The organism is Listeria monocytogenes (genome assembly GCF_041765605.1).
Taxonomy (GTDB): domain Bacteria; phylum Bacillota; class Bacilli; order Lactobacillales; family Listeriaceae; genus Listeria; species Listeria monocytogenes_D.
In genome coordinates this window covers 1464496-1483010 of the sequence record NZ_CP168900.1, presented here as the reverse complement: position 1 = coordinate 1483010, position 18515 = coordinate 1464496, and the positions used below count along the sequence as shown (strand labels likewise).

Sequence of the window (18515 nt, the reverse complement as noted above, 5' to 3'; positions counted from 1 at the left end):
GAGTGATTTAGATGGCAAAATATACATATGATGTCGTAATAATCGGAAGCGGTGCAAGTGGTACAACAGTAGCATTTGAGGCGCAGGCGGCCGGTTTAAAAGTAGCTGTAGTAGAAGAGCGCAGTTGGGGCGGAACGTGTGTCCTCAGAGGCTGTGACCCTAAAAAAGTTCTCGTCGGTGCAAGCGAAGCAAGAAATCTTTCTACAAGACTACGTGGTAAAGGCATTAAGCAAGCAGCGACGATTAGCTGGACTGATTTAATGGCATTTAAAGAAACATTTGTCGAGAATGTTCCCGAAAGTCGTTTGGAAAGCTTTCAAGAAGCCGGGATTGAGACATTCTTTGGTGCAGCTAGTTTCCAAGATTCCCATTCCTTGCAAGTCGGCGATGATTTAATTTATGCTGAAAAAATTGTCATCGCAACAGGAGCAACACCAAGCACGTTAAAAGTAGAAGGGCAAGAATACATTCAAACCAGTGATGATTTTTTATCACTTGAAAAACTCCCTGATTCTGTTGTGTTTATTGGTGGTGGCTATATTTCATTTGAATTTGCCTCCATAGCACTCGCAGCAGGGAGAGAAGTGCATATGATCCACCATAATAGCGAACCTTTAAAAAAATTTGATCCTGATTTCGTGGCTGCATTAGTGTCCAATATGAAAGAGGAAGGTATCCATTTCCATTTTGACACAGATATTACGAAGGTTGAAAATAAGGGGGAAAAACTGCATATTCATGGCAAAGATGGATTTTCATTACAAACAGATTTAATTATTGGAGCAACTGGCAGAAAACCAAACATTGCGCATCTATCATTGGAAAATGCCAACATTGACTACACTAAAAAAGGCATTATCGTTAATGAAAAACTTCAAACCACTAATAACCCTCATATCTACGCATGTGGCGATGTCGCGGCAACAAAAGGAGCACCTTTAACACCCGTTGTCAGCATGGAAGCAGCATTTGTTGCTAAAAATGTCATTGGCGGCGACGAAAAAATAATTTATCCAGCAATACCAAGCGTCGTTTTTACGAGTCCCAAACTGGCAAGCATTGGTATAAGTGCAGAAGAAGCAAAAGCGCATCCAGAAAAATATCAAATTAAAAATCACGACACAACAAATTGGTACACTTATAAACGAACCAATGAACAAATTGCGCTCGCAAAAATCATTGAAGATAGAGAGACAGGGCAAATCAAAGGCGCTCATTTTCTTAGTGAAGAAGCGGATTATATAATAAATTACATTGCCATCTTAATGAAAGCAAACCTAACTTTAGCTGATTTACAATCTGTTATTTTTGCTTATCCATCTCCTGCAAGTGACTTAACTGCTTTGAACTAAAGGATAAATATGTTATAGTGAGGGAGAAATTCGCATAAAAGGAGCAAATAAGATGGAAATTTGGATTATTGCCGGAATATGTGCTTTCTTAATTTTTATTGCAGGTATCGTTATTTTATTTTTCCCAGCTAGACGGAAGATTGGGGCTATTTTAACTAGTGCAGGAATGTTGTTAATGGTTGGATCCATTATTGGTATTATTGTTAGTTTTTCACATTATCAGCAAGTACAAAATGATGTGTTTAATTATTCTTCTAAAGGAACAAGTCAAGCAACTCCTGAAGAAACAAAGACCTATCAAATAAACTATGAAGATTCCGCAGATAATATTAAGAAAAAAATCACCTCTGTAACGGTCGAAAAGAAAAAAACATATTCAACCTCTGAAAGTAAATCAGTTGATGGTAGTATTACTATCGAGCTAGAAATCACCAACAACGCAACTAAAATACTTGAAACCTATCCAAATCAAGGACAATTAGAAGCAAATAAGATGGAATTAAATGGGGGAGACCCTGTTTTATCTAATTTTGAAACAACTGAAATTAAGCCTGGCGAAACCGCCAAAGGTAAAATCGTTTTTCCAGTGAATAAATTAGACAAAGTTTCTGATATAACTTGGATTTCTTACAGTTTCCTAAGCTATCTAAATGAATCAACTACACCAATTACTACGGAAACAGGTAAATTAGAACTAAAATAAAAAACAATATCCCATTTTCGGGATATTGTTTTTTATTATTCTGCTACGTTCATTACTTCTTTTAGATACTCATCATAAGAAATTTCTTTATTGTAAAATTGATCTTTTGATAAATTAATGATACGTGTTGCAATTGTTTGTAATAACTGATGGTCATGAGAAGCGAAAATCATTGCGCCTTTAAATGCTTCCAAACCGTTATTTAATGCAGTGATTGATTCTAAGTCCAAGTGGTTAGTAGGTTCGTCAAGTAGAAGTACGTTTGATCCGGAAAGCATCATTTTGGATAACATACAACGAACTTTTTCTCCACCAGATAGGACGCGTACTTTTTTAAGTACTTCATCACCACTGAAGAGCATACGGCCAAGGAATCCGCGTAAGAAGGCTTCACTGTCATCTTCTGGAGAGAATTGACGTAGCCATTCTACAAGACTCATGTCGTTTTCCTCAAAGAATTCGGAGTTGTCTTTCGGGAAGTAGCTTTGGCTTGTTGTGATACCCCATTTATAGCTACCTTCATCAGGCTCCATTTCGCCAGCAAGGATTTGGAAAAGAACGGTTTTTGCAACTTCATCATCGCCAACTAAAGCAACTTTGTCATTACGATTGATAGAGAAAGAAAGATTATCAAGAATCTTCACGCCATCAATTGTTTTAGACAAGTTTGTTACTGTTAGTAGGTCATTCCCAACTTCACGGTCCGGTTTGAACTGAATGAAAGGGTAACGACGACTAGAAGGTTGAATATCTTCCAACGTGATTTTTTCGAGCATTTTTTTACGGCTTGTTGCTTGTTTGGATTTCGATGCGTTCGCACTGAAACGAGCAATAAAGTCTTGTAATTCTTTCATTTTTTCTTCTTTTTTCTTGTTACGATCGCCCATCATTGTTTGAGCTAATTGGCTTGATTCATACCAGAAATCATAGTTTCCGACATATAATTTAATTTTGCTGAAATCAAGATCCGCAATGTGCGTACATACTTTATTTAAGAAGTGACGGTCATGGGATACTACGATAACAGTATTATCAAAGTTGATTAAAAATTCTTCTAACCAGTGGATCGCACGGATGTCAAGGTGGTTGGTAGGCTCATCCAGAAGTAAGATATCTGGTTTACCAAATAAAGCTTGTGCAAGAAGCACTTTCACTTTTTCTCCACCAGTTAAATCTTTCATAAGTTTTCCGTGTAAGTCAGTAGGGATACCTAGACCGTTTAATAAAACAGCAGCGTCAGATTCTGCTTCCCAACCATCTAATTCAGCAAATTCGCCTTCTAGTTCTGCAGCTCGGATACCATCTTCATCACTGAAATCTTCTTTCATATAAATGGCATTTTTTTCGTCCATAATTTTGTATAGACGTTCATGTCCCATGATTACTGTGTTAAGAACTAGTTCATTATCATACTGGAAATGATCTTGGCGAAGGACAGCTAGACGCTCACCTGAACCAATATGCACATTACCACTTTGTGAATCAAGCTCGCCAGAAAGCACTTTTAGGAACGTTGATTTACCAGCACCATTTGCTCCAATCAGACCATAACAGTTACCTGGTAAAAATTTAATCGAAACATCTTCAAATAGCTTTTTATCGCCGTAGCGTAAGCCAACATTATTTACAGTTAACATTTTCTTCCTCCAATACTAAGTTACTTCTTCTTGAAATCAGAAAAAGCACAATTACTACTATTTTAACATGGTTAGTGTAGCAAAGAAAGCATACACACATAAATAAATGTTATAATATCAAAATAAGGAGGAGAGCCGGATGAATTACGAACAAATTTTACAAGAAAAAGTCGCGCTTTGTCTGACTTTGCAAGCTGCCAAAGAAACATTTCCATTTGATAAAAAAACGCACGCTTTAACAGTTGGTGGGAAGATTTTTGCGCTCATACATATGTATCACGGAGATTTATATGTTAGCGTTAAATGTCAGCCTGAAAGAATTGATTTGCTGCGCGATGAATATAGCGGTATAAAACCTGGCTATCACTTAAATAAACAGCACTGGATTACTCTCGTGATCAATGAAAAATATGATGTAGAAGCGGAAACAGAATTTGCTTTAATTCAAAATAGTTATCAGCTGATCTTTGACAAACTTCCGAAGAAAGCACAAAACACTGTGAGATTTTCTGCAAATGATTAAAGAAAATAAATAATTCTTTACAAAAAAGAAGTGCATGCTATAATAATTGTTGTACGATAATTTCATAGACGTTACCACAGGGGGGGCTTCTTAGCTGAGATTGAGTCCACGTGTTTTTGGATTCTGACCCTTTGAACCTGTTCGTTAATACGAGCGTAGGGATTGTGGCGATTGCATTTCTAACAATAGAAACTGCTTTCTTCTGGGGTACGTTTTTGACCAAAAAGAAGAGGGGAGTTTATTTTTTATGCAAAACAAACGATTAATCATTTTACTTGAGTGTGCTATCTTTGCTGCAGTGGCGATGGTATTAAGTTTCATTCCGCTAGACATTGGTTCCAGTTTTTCCATTTCGCTTGGCATGATTCCAATGTATGTCATCGCAATCCGTCGAGGTTTTTGGGCAGCTGGATTTGCTGGGCTTTTATGGGGGTTACTACATTTTTTAACAGGGAAAGCATATATTTTAATGCCATCTCAGGCAATTATTGAATATATCCTGGCATTCAGTTTTATTGCATTCAGCGGTGTCTTTAGCAAGCAAGTTCGAAGTAATTTAGCTGCTAATCAACTCAAAAAAGCCATCGAGTGGGCGTGGGGAACCATGATTATTGGTGGTGTGGCTAGATATTTCTGGCATTATGTAGCTGGTGTTTTATTTTGGGGTGCTTATGCTTTTCAAGGATGGGGAGCACAGCTATTTTCAGCAGTCATGAACGGAGCTAGTTGCCTTGGTACCGTCGTCGTTTGTGGCATAGTCATCTCGATACTACTCAAAACAACGCCAAAATTATTCTTACCAAAATAACTAAAAGGTCCAGAAGCAATTGCTTTTGGGCCTTTTTAAGTGTGTTATAATTAAATAAATACTATATTGCAGCTTATTACAATGCTCATTTTCACGATTACAAGTTTAGCATCGATGTCACACGTGCCACAAGTACGAAATCATCTTGTTTAGTAACTTCCGTTTGAATGTAACACTGTCTTTAAGCTGTTTTTTTGTATTTAAAAAGTTTAAATCTATACTAGTTAGGGAAATTAGTTATCGATTGCCAATTTTTTTGGTATTGGTAAAGAAAAAATGGAGGTGTATAAGCGTGTTAAAATTTGAACACGTAACGAAGACTTATAAAGGGGGCAAAAAAGCGGTTAACGATCTAACACTTAACATCGATAAAGGAGAATTTGTTTGTTTTATCGGTCCAAGTGGTTGTGGGAAAACGACAACAATGAAGATGATTAACCGGCTTATTGAACCTACAGAAGGAAAAATATTTATTAATGATAAAGACATCATGGCGGAAGATCCCGTCAAACTAAGACGTTCTATTGGTTATGTTATTCAGCAAATTGGCTTGATGCCACATATGACGATTCGTGAAAATATCGTCCTTGTACCAAAATTACTTAAATGGTCCGAAGAGAAAAAACAAGAACGGGCAAAAGAATTAATTAAATTAGTAGATTTACCAGAAGAGTTTTTGGACCGTTACCCTTACGAATTAAGTGGTGGACAGCAGCAACGTATCGGTGTTTTAAGAGCGCTTGCAGCAGAGCAAAACTTAATTCTGATGGATGAACCTTTTGGAGCACTGGATCCAATTACTCGTGATTCACTTCAAGAAGAATTTAAAAATTTACAAAAAGAACTTGGCAAAACGATTATTTTCGTTACCCACGATATGGATGAAGCAATTAAACTGGCAGACCGCATCGTTATTATGAAAGCTGGCGAAATCGTTCAGTTTGATACACCAGATGAAATTTTACGTAATCCAGCAAATTCATTTGTAGAAGATTTCATTGGTAAAGACCGCCTAATTGAGGCAAAACCTGATGTTACACAAGTAGCTCAAATTATGAATACGAATCCGGTTTCGATTACAGCAGATAAATCGCTTCAAGCCGCGATTACTGTCATGAAAGAAAAACGAGTAGATACGTTACTTGTAGTAGATGAAGGAAATGTTTTAAAAGGCTTTATCGATGTAGAGCAAATTGATTTAAATCGTCGTACGGCAACTTCTGTCATGGATATCATCGAGAAAAATGTCTTTTATGTGTATGAAGATACCTTGCTTCGCGATACAGTACAACGGATTCTAAAACGCGGCTATAAATATATTCCTGTAGTGGATAAAGATAAACGACTTGTCGGAATTGTTACTCGTGCCAGCTTAGTAGATATCGTGTATGACTCCATTTGGGGTACGGTAGAAGATGCGACAGAAAATCAGGAGGAACAGGCGGATTCCAAAACGACAGAACCAGAAATGAAGCAGGAGGGATAAGCTATGGACGCAATTGTTACATTTTTTCAAGAAAACGGCCATAACTTGCTCGTTCAAACATGGCAACATTTATTTATCTCCCTATCTGCTGTTATTTTAGGTATTGCGGTTGCAGTACCAACTGGGATTTTACTTACACGCTCACCAAAAGTAGCCAATTTTGTAATTGGTGTTGTTAGTGTTTTACAAACCGTTCCTTCTCTTGCCATTTTGGCGTTTATTATTCCGTTTCTTGGTGTTGGTACTTTACCAGCGATTATTGCGTTATTTATTTACGCACTTTTACCAATTTTACGAAACACGTTTATTGGTGTTCGAGGAGTCGACAAAAATTTAATCGAATCTGGTCGAGGTATGGGGATGACGAATTGGCAACTAATTATTAATGTCGAAATTCCTAACTCCATCTCCGTTATTATGGCTGGTATTCGTTTATCTGCAGTATATGTTATCGCTTGGGCAACGCTTGCTTCGTACATTGGAGCAGGTGGACTAGGAGACTTTATTTTTAATGGTTTAAACTTATACCGCCCAGATTTAATTCTTGGTGGGGCAATTCCTGTTACCATTTTAGCCCTTGTAGTAGAATTCGCGCTTGGAAAATTAGAATATCGTCTAACTCCAAAAGCCATCCGCGAAGCTCGGGAAGGGGGAGAATGACATGAAGAAAAAATTTATCGCGTTATTCAGCGTATTACTACTAACTAGTTCTCTTTTCTTATCTAGCTGCTCTTTACCAGGACTTGGAGGCAGTTCCAAAGATACTATTCGCATCGGTGCAATGGCAACAACTGAATCTCAAATCGTTTCGAATATTTTAAAAGAATTAATTGAACATGATACTGGCTTAAAAGTAGAAATCGTCAACAACCTTGGATCAACTATCGTTCAGCACCAAGCGATGTTAAATGGGGATGTAGATATTACTGCAACAAGATATACCGGTACAGATTTAGTTGGCCCACTTGGTGAAGAAGCAATTAAAGATCCAGAAAAAGCTTTAGCAGCTGTTAAGAAAGGTTTTGAAGAACGTTTCCACCAAACCTGGTTTGATTCTTACGGCTTTGCGAATACGTATGTATTTATGGTACGCCAAGACACTGCGAAAAAATACAATTTAAACACCGTAAGTGATATGCGAAAAGTAGAAAATGAGCTCACTGCTGGTGTCGATAATTCTTGGATGGAACGTGAAGGTGATGGCTATAAAGCATTTTCAAAAGCCTATGATATCGAATTCAAGAAAATTTTCCCAATGCAAATTGGCTTAATCTACACAGCACTTAAAAACAATCAAATGGATGTGGCGCTTGGTTATTCAACAGACGGCCGTATCCCAACTTACAATTTAAAACTATTAAAAGATGATAAGAAATTCTTCCCACCATATGACGCATCCGCATTAGCAACAGACGAAATTTTAAAGAAACATCCAGAATTAAAAACGACAATCAATAAATTAAAAGGTAAAATTTCGACAGAAGAGATGCAAAAACTTAATTATGAAGCAGATGGCAAATTAAAAGAACCATCCATCGTAGCGCAAGAATTCTTGCAAAAAAATAATTACTTTGAAGGTAAAAACTAAGGAGGTGCCAAAAGATGGACACATTAAAACAATTAATTGATTATTACCAAACAAATGGAAGTTATGTCATGGAAGAGTTCTGGCGGCATTTCTTGATGAGTGCTTACGGAGTTATCTTCGCAGCAATCATAGCGATACCGCTCGGAGTATATATTGCAAGAAAAAAACGCTTAGCTGGTTGGGTTATCCAAATCGCTAATATCATCCAAACAATTCCGGCACTAGCAATGTTAGCCGTACTTATGCTTATCATGGGCTTAGGGACGAATACAGTCGTCTTATCCTTATTCCTATATTCTTTACTACCCATTCTAAAAAACACCTATACGGGCATTAGAAACGTGGATGGAGCGCTTTTAGAATCTGGTAAGGCGATGGGGATGACAAAATGGCAAGTACTGCGCCTCATCGAAATGCCACTCGCATTATCTGTTATCATGGCAGGTATTCGAAATGCACTTGTTATCGCTATTGGTGTAGCCGCAATTGGGACATTCGTTGGAGCAGGAGGCCTCGGTGATATTATTGTACGCGGAACAAATGCAACAAATGGTACTGCTATCATTTTAGCTGGTGCTATCCCAACCGCAGTTATGGCCATATTAGCCGATGTACTTCTCGGTTGGGTCGAACGCACACTAAACCCAGTTAAAAACAAAAGAAAATCACTAACCGAAGCCTTATAAAAATATGCGAAAACACAACCTATCATTTCCATAAAACGGTTGTGTTTTTCGTTTGACAAAGAATGTTTCCCGTAGTAAACTTTTTATCATAAACGAAAGAAGGTCAGGGAGCATGAAAAAGGATAAAACAGAACGTACAAAACAAAGCTGGAGAAAAGCACAGAATGCTCCCAGCTTAAGCGAAGTAAATAATTCCGTAGCTATTCCTAAAAACGCAAAATTTTTCCGTAAATTATTTGCCTTTATGGGGCCAGGTGCACTCATTGCGGTCGGATATGTCGATCCAGGGAACTGGGCAACTTCTATTGCCGGTGGGTCAGAGTTTGGTTACACGTTATTATCCGTTATTTTAATTTCTAATATTTTAGCCGTTTTATTACAATCACTTGCATCCAAACTAGGTATTGTCACTGGTCGTGATTTAGCCCAAGCTTCAAGTGATCACTTTTCTAAACCATTTGGATTCGTTCTTTGGATTCTAGCTGAATTAGCGATTATAGCAACAGATATTGCAGAAGTCATCGGGAGTGCCATTGCGCTTAATTTACTATTTGGGATTCCATTAATTTGGGGCGTTTGTATTACTGCATTAGATATTTTTCTTGTACTATTTTTACAGCACAAAGGTTTCCGCTACATAGAAGTTATTGTCATTACATTAATGGTTACGATTCTTGTATGTTTTGGAGCGGAAATGGTGATGTCACATCCAGACATGCAAGCAATTGCCAAAGGATTTATTCCACAATCAGAAATTGTTACTAATCCAGCGATGCTTTATATTGCACTTGGTATTCTTGGGGCAACAGTGATGCCACATAATTTATATTTGCATTCATCTATTGTTCAAACCAGACAATACGCTCGAACAAAAGAAGGGAAGAAAGAAGCGATTCGTTTTTCATTTATCGATTCCACTTTTTCTTTAACGATTGCATTATTAATCAATGCATCGATTTTAATTTTGGCTGCTGCCGCTTTTTATACGACCGGTCAGCATAATGTCGCTGGTATTGAGGATGCTTACAAATTACTTAATCCAACACTTGGAAGTAGTATCGCCAGCACGGTCTTTGCAGTAGCTTTACTTGCATCAGGACAAAATTCCACTTTGACGGGTACATTAGCTGGTCAAATCGTCATGGAAGGTTTCCTTAATATCCGTTTAAAACCAGTAGTGCGCCGTTTGTTAACACGTGTACTAGCAATCGTTCCAGCTGTTATTATCACTGCACTTTACGGGGCAAATGGTATCAACGAACTACTCATTTTTAGCCAAGTTATTCTATCAATGCAATTATCGTTCGCTGTTATTCCATTAGTTATGTTCACAAGTGACAAGCAAAAGATGGGCGAATTCGTCAATCCAACATGGTTAAAAATCATTTCGTGGGCTGTTGCTATTTTCATCGCAGTCTTAAATATCTACTTGCTATTTTATACTTTAACGTCATTATAAAATAGGGAAGAAGACAATAATTATATTATGTAAATAATTAAAAATAATTTTCTCATTTCTTTCCCTCGAAATTTTCATCTTTATACTATATAATTGAATTATATAATACTAATGGCGTAGTAAAGGTGTTGATAACAATGACGGATAAACTATTAAAACAACATAAAAGGCTTTTAGAACAGCAACATAAACTACCGTACACTATCAATTTGGACGGAGAAGTTTTCACAATTATTATTTATACTAAATTAAGCAAGGTAGCTGGTGTGACAGTACTAAATTCACAAGAAGAACCAGCAACCGTAAAAGAAGCAGAAGCGGTAGTTAATCGCATTCAAAAGTATAATTTCTATTTTGAATACTTGGGCAAACGCGCGCACGTAATCAAAGAACGCGATAGCATCATTGCCGAAAAAATAGAGCAAACACAATTAATTTTAAATGATAATACTATTTTTGGTGAAAAAATGCAGCCAACTATTGATGAACTTAATTTAGCGATGGAAGTATACAAACAACAACAGCATAAAATGGACGTTTATCAAGAAGATATTACTTTACTCAACCAAAAAATCAAAATGCAAGGCGAAATTTTGGAAGAAGACTGGGAATCTGCTGAAAATTTATCGATTGCATTTGCAAAAGCTGCTTATGCACAAAGTATTTATTTAGAAGCAACCCGCAAGAACCGTAAACAACTAGCAAAATGGTTCCACCTTCACCAAAAAGAATTACCTACAGATAAACAAAAAGCACTCGGAAAAATGGTTTCTGTTCTTAGTGACACGAATGCCGGTCTTGTTTTTGATCAGATCATTTCACTTAGACCATTACTCGAAGAAGGTCTAATGCTTGATCACGATCAATCCTTAACCCAACGAGCTGCTGAGTTTAATAAAGAATTTGAAACACATTGTCGTTTCTATAAGCCAAACATTAATAAAGTTAAAAACTTAATTAGACAATAAAAAAAAGTGAAGTGGCGTAAAAACCACTTCACTTTTTTTATTTAATAATACCTTGATCTTGTAAATATTCTTTCGCAACTGTATATGCCGATTTACCATTTACGTTCACTTCGTAGTTCATTTTGCGCATTTCATCGTCTGTAATTTTTCCAGCAAGTTTATTTAATGGTTTTTTCAGTTCTGGGTATTTATCTAGCGTTTTTGTCAGCATAAGTGGTGCGCCTTGGTAAGGAGGGAAGAGTTGTTCATCATCTTCCAGCACTTTTAATTTATACTGTGCAAGCTCGCTATCAGTTGAATAGGCGTCTAGTAAATTGATGTCTCCAGATTTAATGGCATTGTAGCGTAATTTCGGCTCCATTGTTTTCAAGTTAGAGAATGTGAGTCCGTATTTATCTTGAATGCCTTTATAACCATCTGAACGGTCTTTAAACTCCAGTGTGAATCCAGCTTTTACTTGGTCAGATACTGGACCAAGATCAGATATTTTTTCTAAATTGTTTTCTTTAGCGAATTCAGGCGAAACCGCAAGTGCATATGTGTTATTGTATTTCATTGGTTTTAAGTAAGTCATATCAAAATCTTTCGCCAAGCCATCGCGTGCTTGCGTATACACTTCTTCTGGGTCATGTGTTTTAGCATTTTCTTTTAAGAAGGTTTCTAGCACTGTGCCTGTGAATTCAGGATAAATATCAATATCACCTGATTTTAGGGCGTTAAATACGAAGCTTGTTTTCCCCATATTTGGCTTCACATTAACTTTTAAATCCGTTTCATCTTCAATAACTAATTTGTACATATTAATTAAAATTTCTGGTTCTGCGCCTAATTTACCCGCAATAGTAATTTCCTTTTTATCGGACGCAAAATAGGGAACAACGATAATCGCGGCAGTTAACAGAATTCCAGCTGAAATCGTAATAATCGTGCTTTTAAAGGATGCTTTTTCAAGGAATCGAAGTAGAAAATCAAATAAGATCGCGAGTAATGCAGCTGGAATAGCACCAAGTAAGATTAAACTATTATCGTTGCGATCAATCCCGAGTAAAATCAAGTCCCCAAGTCCACCCGCACCAATTAAAGCAGCAAGTGTCGCTGTACCGATGATTAATACCATCGCTGTGCGAATCCCCGCCATAATAACTGGCATAGCAAGAGGGAGCTGTACTTTGTATAATCTCTTCCATTTGTTCATTCCCATTGCGCGTGAAGCTTCAACAAGGGCTGGGTCGACTTCTTTTATCCCAGTATATGTATTCCTCAAAATTGGTAAAAGGGCATAGATAACAAGCGCGATAATCGCTGGAACTATCCCAATACCGACAAGCGGAATTAATAAACCAAGTAGGGCAAGTGAAGGAATCGTTTGAAAAATAGCTGCTACTTGAATAATAGGTTCAGCGAGTCGCTTATGCCTAGTTAAATAAATCCCAAGTGGTAAAGCGATAAGAACCGCAATAAAAAGGGATACAAAAGAAATTTGAATATGTTGCACTAAGGCAGTGAAAAGTTCATCTTTACGGACAGCAAATGTATCTAAAAGTGTATTCATACAAGCTCACCTGTACTTTCCAGATGCCGCGCTAAGAATTGCATCACATGTTTATTGGAAACTGTACCTATAAAGTTGCCTGCTTCGTCCGTGACAGGAATCGATTGCTCTTCCGCGATTCGACGAACAAGGTTTTCGACAGGCTCCTTAGCTGAAATCCCAAGAGTTCCATCACTAGTTTGATACGCATAAAACAGGTCTGCTTCAATTAAATCATTCACTGTAAAGCTAGCCTCTAAAATTGGCGTATTGAAAGCATGTCCAGATGCTAAGAAATCTTTAACAAAATCATTTTCTGGATTTTTCATAATTTCTTGCGGTGTTGCTACTTGGACAATTTCGCCACCTTGCATCACACAAATTCTGTCACCAAGCGCTAAAGCTTCTTGCATATCATGGGTAACAAATACGATCGTTTTCTTGATTTTCTTTTGAAGTGCGGAAATATCTTGTTGCAAACGTTGGCGAGAAATCGGATCAAGCGCACTAAAAGGTTCATCCATCAGAATAATTCCTGGATCTGCTGCAAGGGCCCGAACAACGCCGACACGTTGTTGTTCTCCGCCGGAAAGTTCAGCTGGCTTACGGTGACGGTAACTTTCAGGATCTAAACCAACACTGTCTAATAATTCCGTAATCCGGTCATGGATTTTTTCCTTGCTCCATTTCTTTAATTCCGGAACGATAGCGATATTTTCTTCAATAGTCATATGAGGAAAGAGCGCAATTTGTTGTAAAACATAGCCGATATCCCAGCGAAGTTCATGAATATCATAATCACTAATTCGCTTTTCATTAATATAAATGGTTCCAGTTGTCAGTGGAATCAAGCGATTAATCATTTTTAGCGTTGTTGTTTTCCCGCAACCACTCGGTCCGATGAAAACAAAGAACTCGCCGTCTTTTATGTCCAAAGTTACATTGTTTACTGCCGTTTTATCATCACTGTATTTTTTGGATACATTATCAAAACGAATCATTTTTTCATCCCTTTCCTTTTTAATCGAATGTATGTTCTATATCATACCATTTTCGCTTTTAATACTCAAGAACATATCATCCAATTACCCTAAATCATCCATAAATATTCCTATTTTAAGAAAAAAACTATGGAATTCTTTGTAAAAGAGGCGTTCCATGATAAAATAAAGGAAGTGATTTTTAAACTACAACCATGAAAGGTTTGAAATAAATAATGAATAACTTACAAACACAGTTTCCACATATAGCGATTAAATTAAATGAACCGTTATCTAAATATACTTATACAAAAACAGGCGGCGAGGCAGACGTATTCGTTATGCCGAAAACAATAGAAGAGGCGCAAGAAGTGGTAGCGTACTGTCATCAAAATAAAATTCCGCTTACTATTCTGGGAAATGGTTCCAATCTAATCATTAAAGACGGCGGAATTCGCGGCGTTATTTTACATCTTGATTTACTACAAACCATTGAAAGAAACAATACCCAAATTATCGCCATGAGTGGTGCCAAACTCATTGATACAGCAAAATTCGCTTTAGATGAAAGCTTAAGTGGACTTGAATTTGCTTGCGGTATTCCTGGATCGATTGGCGGAGCATTACATATGAATGCAGGAGCATACGGAGGCGAAATTAGTGATGTTTTAGAAGCTGCAACCGTACTGACGCAAACAGGCGAATTAAAGAAACTAAAACGTTCCGAACTAAAAGCTGCGTACCGTTTTAGTACTATTGCAGAGAAAAATTACATCGTGTTAGACGCCACTTTTTCTTTAGCATTAGAAGAAAAAAACCTAATTCAAGCAAAAATGGACGAACTTACCGCCGCACGTGAAGCCAAACAGCCATTAGAATATCCATCTTGTGGTAGTGTTTTCAAACGCCCACCTGGTCACTTTGCAGGTAAATTAATTCAAGATAGTGGCTTACAAGGGCATATTATTGGCGGAGCACAAGTTTCCTTAAAACATGCTGGGTTTATCGTTAATATCGGTGGGGCGACTGCTACTGATTACATGAATTTAATTGCTTACGTCCAAAAAACGGTACGCGAGAAATTTGATGTAGAATTAGAAACAGAAGTTAAAATCATAGGCGAAGATAAATAGAGGAGGGCATCCATTTTTGAAAGAGCTTAGTTCATTTTTACAAAATCGCAGTGTGCGAAGAGTTGGCGTATTTATATTAATTGCCTTCGTTTTATACTTATTAAGAAGTCAAATGAATATAATTTTATTAACATTCATTTTTTCTTACCTTATTACACGTCTAGAAAATTTTATTTTACGAAGAATCTCCATTTATCGGCAAATTATTGTCTTGTTGCTTTACGCCTTAATTGCTGTAGTTATTATCTTCGTATTTGTTAAGTATATTCCGGTCTTAGCAGATCAAATAAATCAATTGGTAAAATTCGGAAATACTTTCTTAACAACAGATAGCAATAATGACTTCATTAACTACATTGTTAGTTTAGCAAATCAATTTGATATTATGAAATACACGGAACAAGGGGTTTCGATGATCTTAACTTACTTGACTAATGTGGGAACTGTCTTAATGAACGTCTTTATCGCATTAATGTTGAGTCTGTTTTTCTCCCTTGGAAAAGAACATTTAGTCTCATTCACGAATCAATTTTCTACTAGTAAAATTGGATTTATCTATGAGGAAGTAAAATTCTTTGGCTCTAAATTTGTTGCTACTTTTGGTAAAGTTATTGAAGCACAATTTATCATTGCGCTTGTGAATGCCATTTTAACAACGATAGCACTTTGGATTTTAGGATTCCCGCAATTGATGACTTTATCCATTATGGTGTTCTTGCTTGGTTTAATTCCGGTTGCAGGGGTGATTATTTCTCTTGTCCCACTAACTATCATTGGTTACTCTATCGGCGGCGTGGAATATATTTTCTACATTTTAGTCGTTGTTATCATTATCCATGCACTCGAATCTTATGTTCTTAATCCAAAACTTATGTCAGCGAAAACAAATTTACCAGTCTTTTATACTTTCATTATTCTTATTTTCGGAGAGCATTTCTTCGGGATTTGGGGATTAATCGTTGGTATTCCAGTTGTGATGTTCTTCTTAGATGTGCTCGGCGTTACGAATCAAGAAGAAATCGAACAGCCAAAAGACACAATCAGTCATACGTAATTCACACGGGGGTTCTTCCAGATTTGCTGGAAAATCCCTGTTTTTTTTGAAGGGGGGAGAAAATAATGGAAAAACATCTTTTTGTGATTTCATTAGATGCACTCGGCGCACTTGATTTAAAAGATACGAAGGAGTTACCAGTTTTAAGGGAGTTAATTGAGACAGGGACTCATATTCAAGAAGTAGAAACGATTTATCCATCACTTACTTATCCCGCGCACACAAGTATTATTACTGGGCATTATCCCGCAACTCATGGAATTGTTAACAATACGAAAATTCAACCTGAAAAAGATTCTCCTGATTGGTATTGGTATAAAAAAGCGATTCAAGTACCGACGCTTTATGATTTAGCAAAGGAGCGAGGTTTGACGACAGCTGCTTTTTTATGGCCGGTCGCAGCAAAAAGTGGAATTGATTATAATATTGCCGAAATTTTTCCGAATCGCTTCTGGTTAACGCAAATGATGGTCTCACTACATGCTAGTTCCCCGTTATTTTTAATAGATATGGACCGAAAGTTTGGTCATTTGCGAAAAGGAATAAACCAACCAGACCTCGATATATTTTTAACTGCAAGCGTCGTTGATACGATTAAAACGAAAAAACCACGATTACTTTTAACGCATTTAGTTGATATGGATAGTATGCGACATGCGCACGGAGTAAATTCCATAGAGGCAAAAGCTGCTTTAAAACGACACGATGACCGTTTAGCTGCTATAATACAAGCAACAAAAGAAGCTGGTATTTATGAAAATACGGTTTTTGCTATTCTAGGTGATCATTATCAAATCGATGTCACACATGCTATTCGTCTAAATGTACTTTTTGCCGAACAAGGATGGGTAACAGTGGTGGATGATAAGATTACGGAATGGGATGTCTATGCTAAAAGCTGTGATGGTTCTTGCTATATTTATACAAAAAACGATCAATATAACCAAGAAATCCAGCATTTACTTCAAAACATGAATGAAATAGAAGAGATTTTTCAAACAGAAGAAATAGCGCGTCGTGGTGCTGATCCTAATGCTACATTTATGGTTGAAGGGAAGGCTGGTTACTATTTTATGGATGATCTATACGGTCCGATTTATGAAGAAGTGACTGATGAAATGCTTGGGAAACCGGGTTACTATAAGGCTGTTCATGGTTATTCACCTAACAAACCAGATTATAAAACGACCATTGTCTTTAACGGACCTGGTATTAAAAAAGGAGACAAAATCAGCAATGCTCACTTAGTTGACGAAGCGCCCACATTTGCCCACATTTTAGGCTTACAATTTCCAAATACTGCCGGCTCTGTCATAGAAGCGCTATTCGAATAGAAAAGGGGAGAAACACACTTGGCATATACAAAAGAGGAGAAAAGTTGGATTTTTCAAGATTGGGCAAATTCTGCCTACTCGATTATGATTACAACCGCGATTTTACCAATTTATTTTAAAGGGGTAGCAGCCAATGCTGGAATTGCTGACACGACATCGACCGCGTACTGGGGATATGCGAACTCGATTGGGACGTTGCTTATTTCATTACTTGCCCCAATACTCGGAACAATTGCGGATTATCAATTTTTCAAAAAGCGATTTTTCGGTATTTTTACGGCCATAGGGATTAGTTTTACTTTCTTATTAATTTTTATACCTACGGATGCCTGGCTATTATTACTAGGGTTTTATGTGCTCTCTTTAATTGGTTTTTCTGGCGCCAATATTTTTTATGATGCGTTTTTAATTGATGTAACAACGAACGACCGGATGGATAAAGTTTCATCTGCCGGATATGCGTATGGTTATTTAGGAAGTTGTATTCCTTTTATTATCTTTATTATTTTCCAAGCGACAGGTATCTTGCCAATCAGTGATGTGGCACTCGTCAATATTGGTTTTGTGATGACGGCGCTTTGGTGGCTTTTTTTCACGATTCCTATGTGGAAAAACGTGCATCAAATCCATTATATTCCAGCAGTGAAAAGCCCAGTTAGAACAAGTTTTAAACGGCTATTTCATACAATTAGCCACATTAGTGAACATAAAAATATTGTTATCTTTTTAATTGCTTATTTTTTCTACATAGATGGGGTTGATACGATTTTCCGCATGGCGACTTCATACGGGATTGATCTTGGGATTTCTCAAACAACATTAATTTTAATTCTTTTAATGACACAACTCGTTGCATTTCCATTTACATTGCTATACGGGTACTTAGCCAAACGCTTCAGTGCCAAACCACTTATTTTCACAGCTATTTTTGTTTACATTATTATTTGTGTTTATGCGGTTTTCATGAAATCTGCGCTTGATTTTTGGATTTTAGCGATGTTAGTTGGAACGTCACAAGGTGGTATTCAAGCATTAAGTAGATCGTTCTTCGGGAAAATTATTCCTAAAAAGCGTTCAAATGAGTTTTACGGTTTTTATAATATTTTTGGGAAATTTTCAGCGATTATGGGGCCAGCTCTCATGGGCGTAATCACACAAATTACTGGGAAAACGCAGTACGGGGTGGCTAGTTTAATTGTACTTTTCCTCGTTGGTGGTATTTTATTTTTATTCGTCAAAGAGAAAAACTTAGAAAATCTTTAAATCCTTTTAA

17 protein-coding genes and 1 riboswitch are annotated in these 18515 nt (G+C 37.0%); of the genes, 14 read left to right on the top strand and 3 right to left on the bottom strand.

The genetic code is table 11. The features are described from left to right. Positions 1-11 precede the first annotated feature (11 nt). Entirely contained in the window at positions 12-1352 is a 1341-nt protein-coding gene (locus AB2Q86_RS07635) for an NAD(P)/FAD-dependent oxidoreductase (RefSeq protein ID WP_012581323.1), read from the top strand. Positions 1353-1404: 52 nt separating this feature from the next. After that, the gene (locus tag AB2Q86_RS07630) at positions 1405-2055 is read left to right on the top strand and encodes a hypothetical protein (protein ID WP_012581324.1); all 651 of its coding nucleotides are present in this window, start codon (positions 1405-1407) and stop codon (positions 2053-2055) included. Positions 2056-2090: 35 nt separating this feature from the next. Here AB2Q86_RS07630 and AB2Q86_RS07625 read toward each other — a convergent pair whose 3' ends face one another. Further along, positions 2091-3692 carry an ABC-F family ATP-binding cassette domain-containing protein gene (locus AB2Q86_RS07625; protein ID WP_003725374.1) on the bottom strand — a complete coding sequence of 534 codons (1602 nt, stop codon included), beginning with the start codon at positions 3690-3692 and terminating at the stop codon, positions 2091-2093. A gap of 139 nt (positions 3693-3831) precedes the next feature. On the opposite strand from AB2Q86_RS07625, the gene AB2Q86_RS07620 reads away from it, so the two are divergent. The 8 genes from AB2Q86_RS07620 to AB2Q86_RS07585 all read left to right on the top strand — a co-directional run bounded on the left by AB2Q86_RS07620 (position 3832) and on the right by AB2Q86_RS07585 (position 11210). After that, entirely contained in the window at positions 3832-4215 is a 384-nt protein-coding gene (locus AB2Q86_RS07620) for an MmcQ/YjbR family DNA-binding protein (RefSeq protein ID WP_012581325.1), read from the top strand. Positions 4216-4284: 69 nt separating this feature from the next. After that, a riboswitch (TPP riboswitch) is annotated at positions 4285-4395 on the top strand. A 67-nt stretch (positions 4396-4462) separates the two neighbouring features. Continuing rightward, the gene (gene thiT, locus AB2Q86_RS07615) at positions 4463-5023 is read left to right on the top strand and encodes an energy-coupled thiamine transporter ThiT (protein ID WP_003730347.1); all 561 of its coding nucleotides are present in this window, start codon (positions 4463-4465) and stop codon (positions 5021-5023) included. A 292-nt stretch (positions 5024-5315) separates the two neighbouring features. Continuing rightward, on the top strand, positions 5316-6509 hold the full coding sequence (locus tag AB2Q86_RS07610) for a betaine/proline/choline family ABC transporter ATP-binding protein (protein WP_003725371.1): 1194 nt from the start codon (positions 5316-5318) through the stop codon (positions 6507-6509). A gap of 3 nt (positions 6510-6512) precedes the next feature. Beyond that, positions 6513-7169: an ABC transporter permease gene (locus AB2Q86_RS07605; protein WP_003725370.1), complete on the top strand. Its 657-nt coding sequence runs from the start codon at positions 6513-6515 to the stop codon at positions 7167-7169. A 1-nt stretch (position 7170) separates the two neighbouring features. After that, positions 7171-8097 (top strand): osmoprotectant ABC transporter substrate-binding protein, encoded by a 927-nt coding sequence (locus AB2Q86_RS07600; protein ID WP_003721931.1) that lies wholly within the window; start codon positions 7171-7173, stop codon positions 8095-8097. Between the two features lie 14 nt (positions 8098-8111). After that, positions 8112-8783 (top strand): ABC transporter permease, encoded by a 672-nt coding sequence (locus AB2Q86_RS07595; protein WP_003725369.1) that lies wholly within the window; start codon positions 8112-8114, stop codon positions 8781-8783. 112 nt (positions 8784-8895) lie between these two features. Then, positions 8896-10242, top strand: a complete 1347-nt coding sequence (locus AB2Q86_RS07590) for an Nramp family divalent metal transporter (RefSeq protein ID WP_003721929.1) — start codon at positions 8896-8898, stop codon at positions 10240-10242. A gap of 137 nt (positions 10243-10379) precedes the next feature. Beyond that, positions 10380-11210 carry a hypothetical protein gene (locus tag AB2Q86_RS07585; RefSeq protein ID WP_012581326.1) on the top strand — a complete coding sequence of 277 codons (831 nt, stop codon included), beginning with the start codon at positions 10380-10382 and terminating at the stop codon, positions 11208-11210. Between the two features lie 37 nt (positions 11211-11247). Here AB2Q86_RS07585 and AB2Q86_RS07580 read toward each other — a convergent pair whose 3' ends face one another. Both AB2Q86_RS07580 and AB2Q86_RS07575 read right to left on the bottom strand, forming a co-directional pair. Then, entirely contained in the window at positions 11248-12762 is a 1515-nt protein-coding gene (locus AB2Q86_RS07580) for an ABC transporter permease/substrate-binding protein (RefSeq protein WP_012581327.1), read from the bottom strand. Then, the gene (locus tag AB2Q86_RS07575; RefSeq protein ID WP_003730343.1) at positions 12759-13742 is read right to left on the bottom strand and encodes an ABC transporter ATP-binding protein; all 984 of its coding nucleotides are present in this window, start codon (positions 13740-13742) and stop codon (positions 12759-12761) included. Before AB2Q86_RS07575 ends, AB2Q86_RS07580 begins: the two co-directional genes overlap by 4 nt. A 215-nt stretch (positions 13743-13957) precedes the next feature. Here AB2Q86_RS07575 and murB point away from each other — a divergent pair, with 215 nt between their 5' ends. The 4 genes from murB to AB2Q86_RS07555 all read left to right on the top strand — a co-directional run bounded on the left by murB (position 13958) and on the right by AB2Q86_RS07555 (position 18505). Beyond that, entirely contained in the window at positions 13958-14854 is an 897-nt protein-coding gene (gene murB / locus AB2Q86_RS07570) for a UDP-N-acetylmuramate dehydrogenase (RefSeq protein WP_012581328.1), read from the top strand. A gap of 16 nt (positions 14855-14870) precedes the next feature. Then, complete coding sequence (locus tag AB2Q86_RS07565; protein WP_012581329.1) at positions 14871-15908, top strand: AI-2E family transporter; 1038 nt, start codon at positions 14871-14873, stop codon at positions 15906-15908. 65 nt (positions 15909-15973) lie between these two features. Next, complete coding sequence (locus AB2Q86_RS07560) at positions 15974-17242, top strand: alkaline phosphatase family protein (RefSeq protein ID WP_012581330.1); 1269 nt, start codon at positions 15974-15976, stop codon at positions 17240-17242. 18 nt (positions 17243-17260) lie between these two features. Continuing rightward, a complete protein-coding gene (locus tag AB2Q86_RS07555; protein WP_003736597.1) occupies positions 17261-18505 on the top strand; it encodes an MFS transporter in 1245 nt (414 codons plus the stop codon). Positions 18506-18515: the final 10 nt, after the last annotated feature.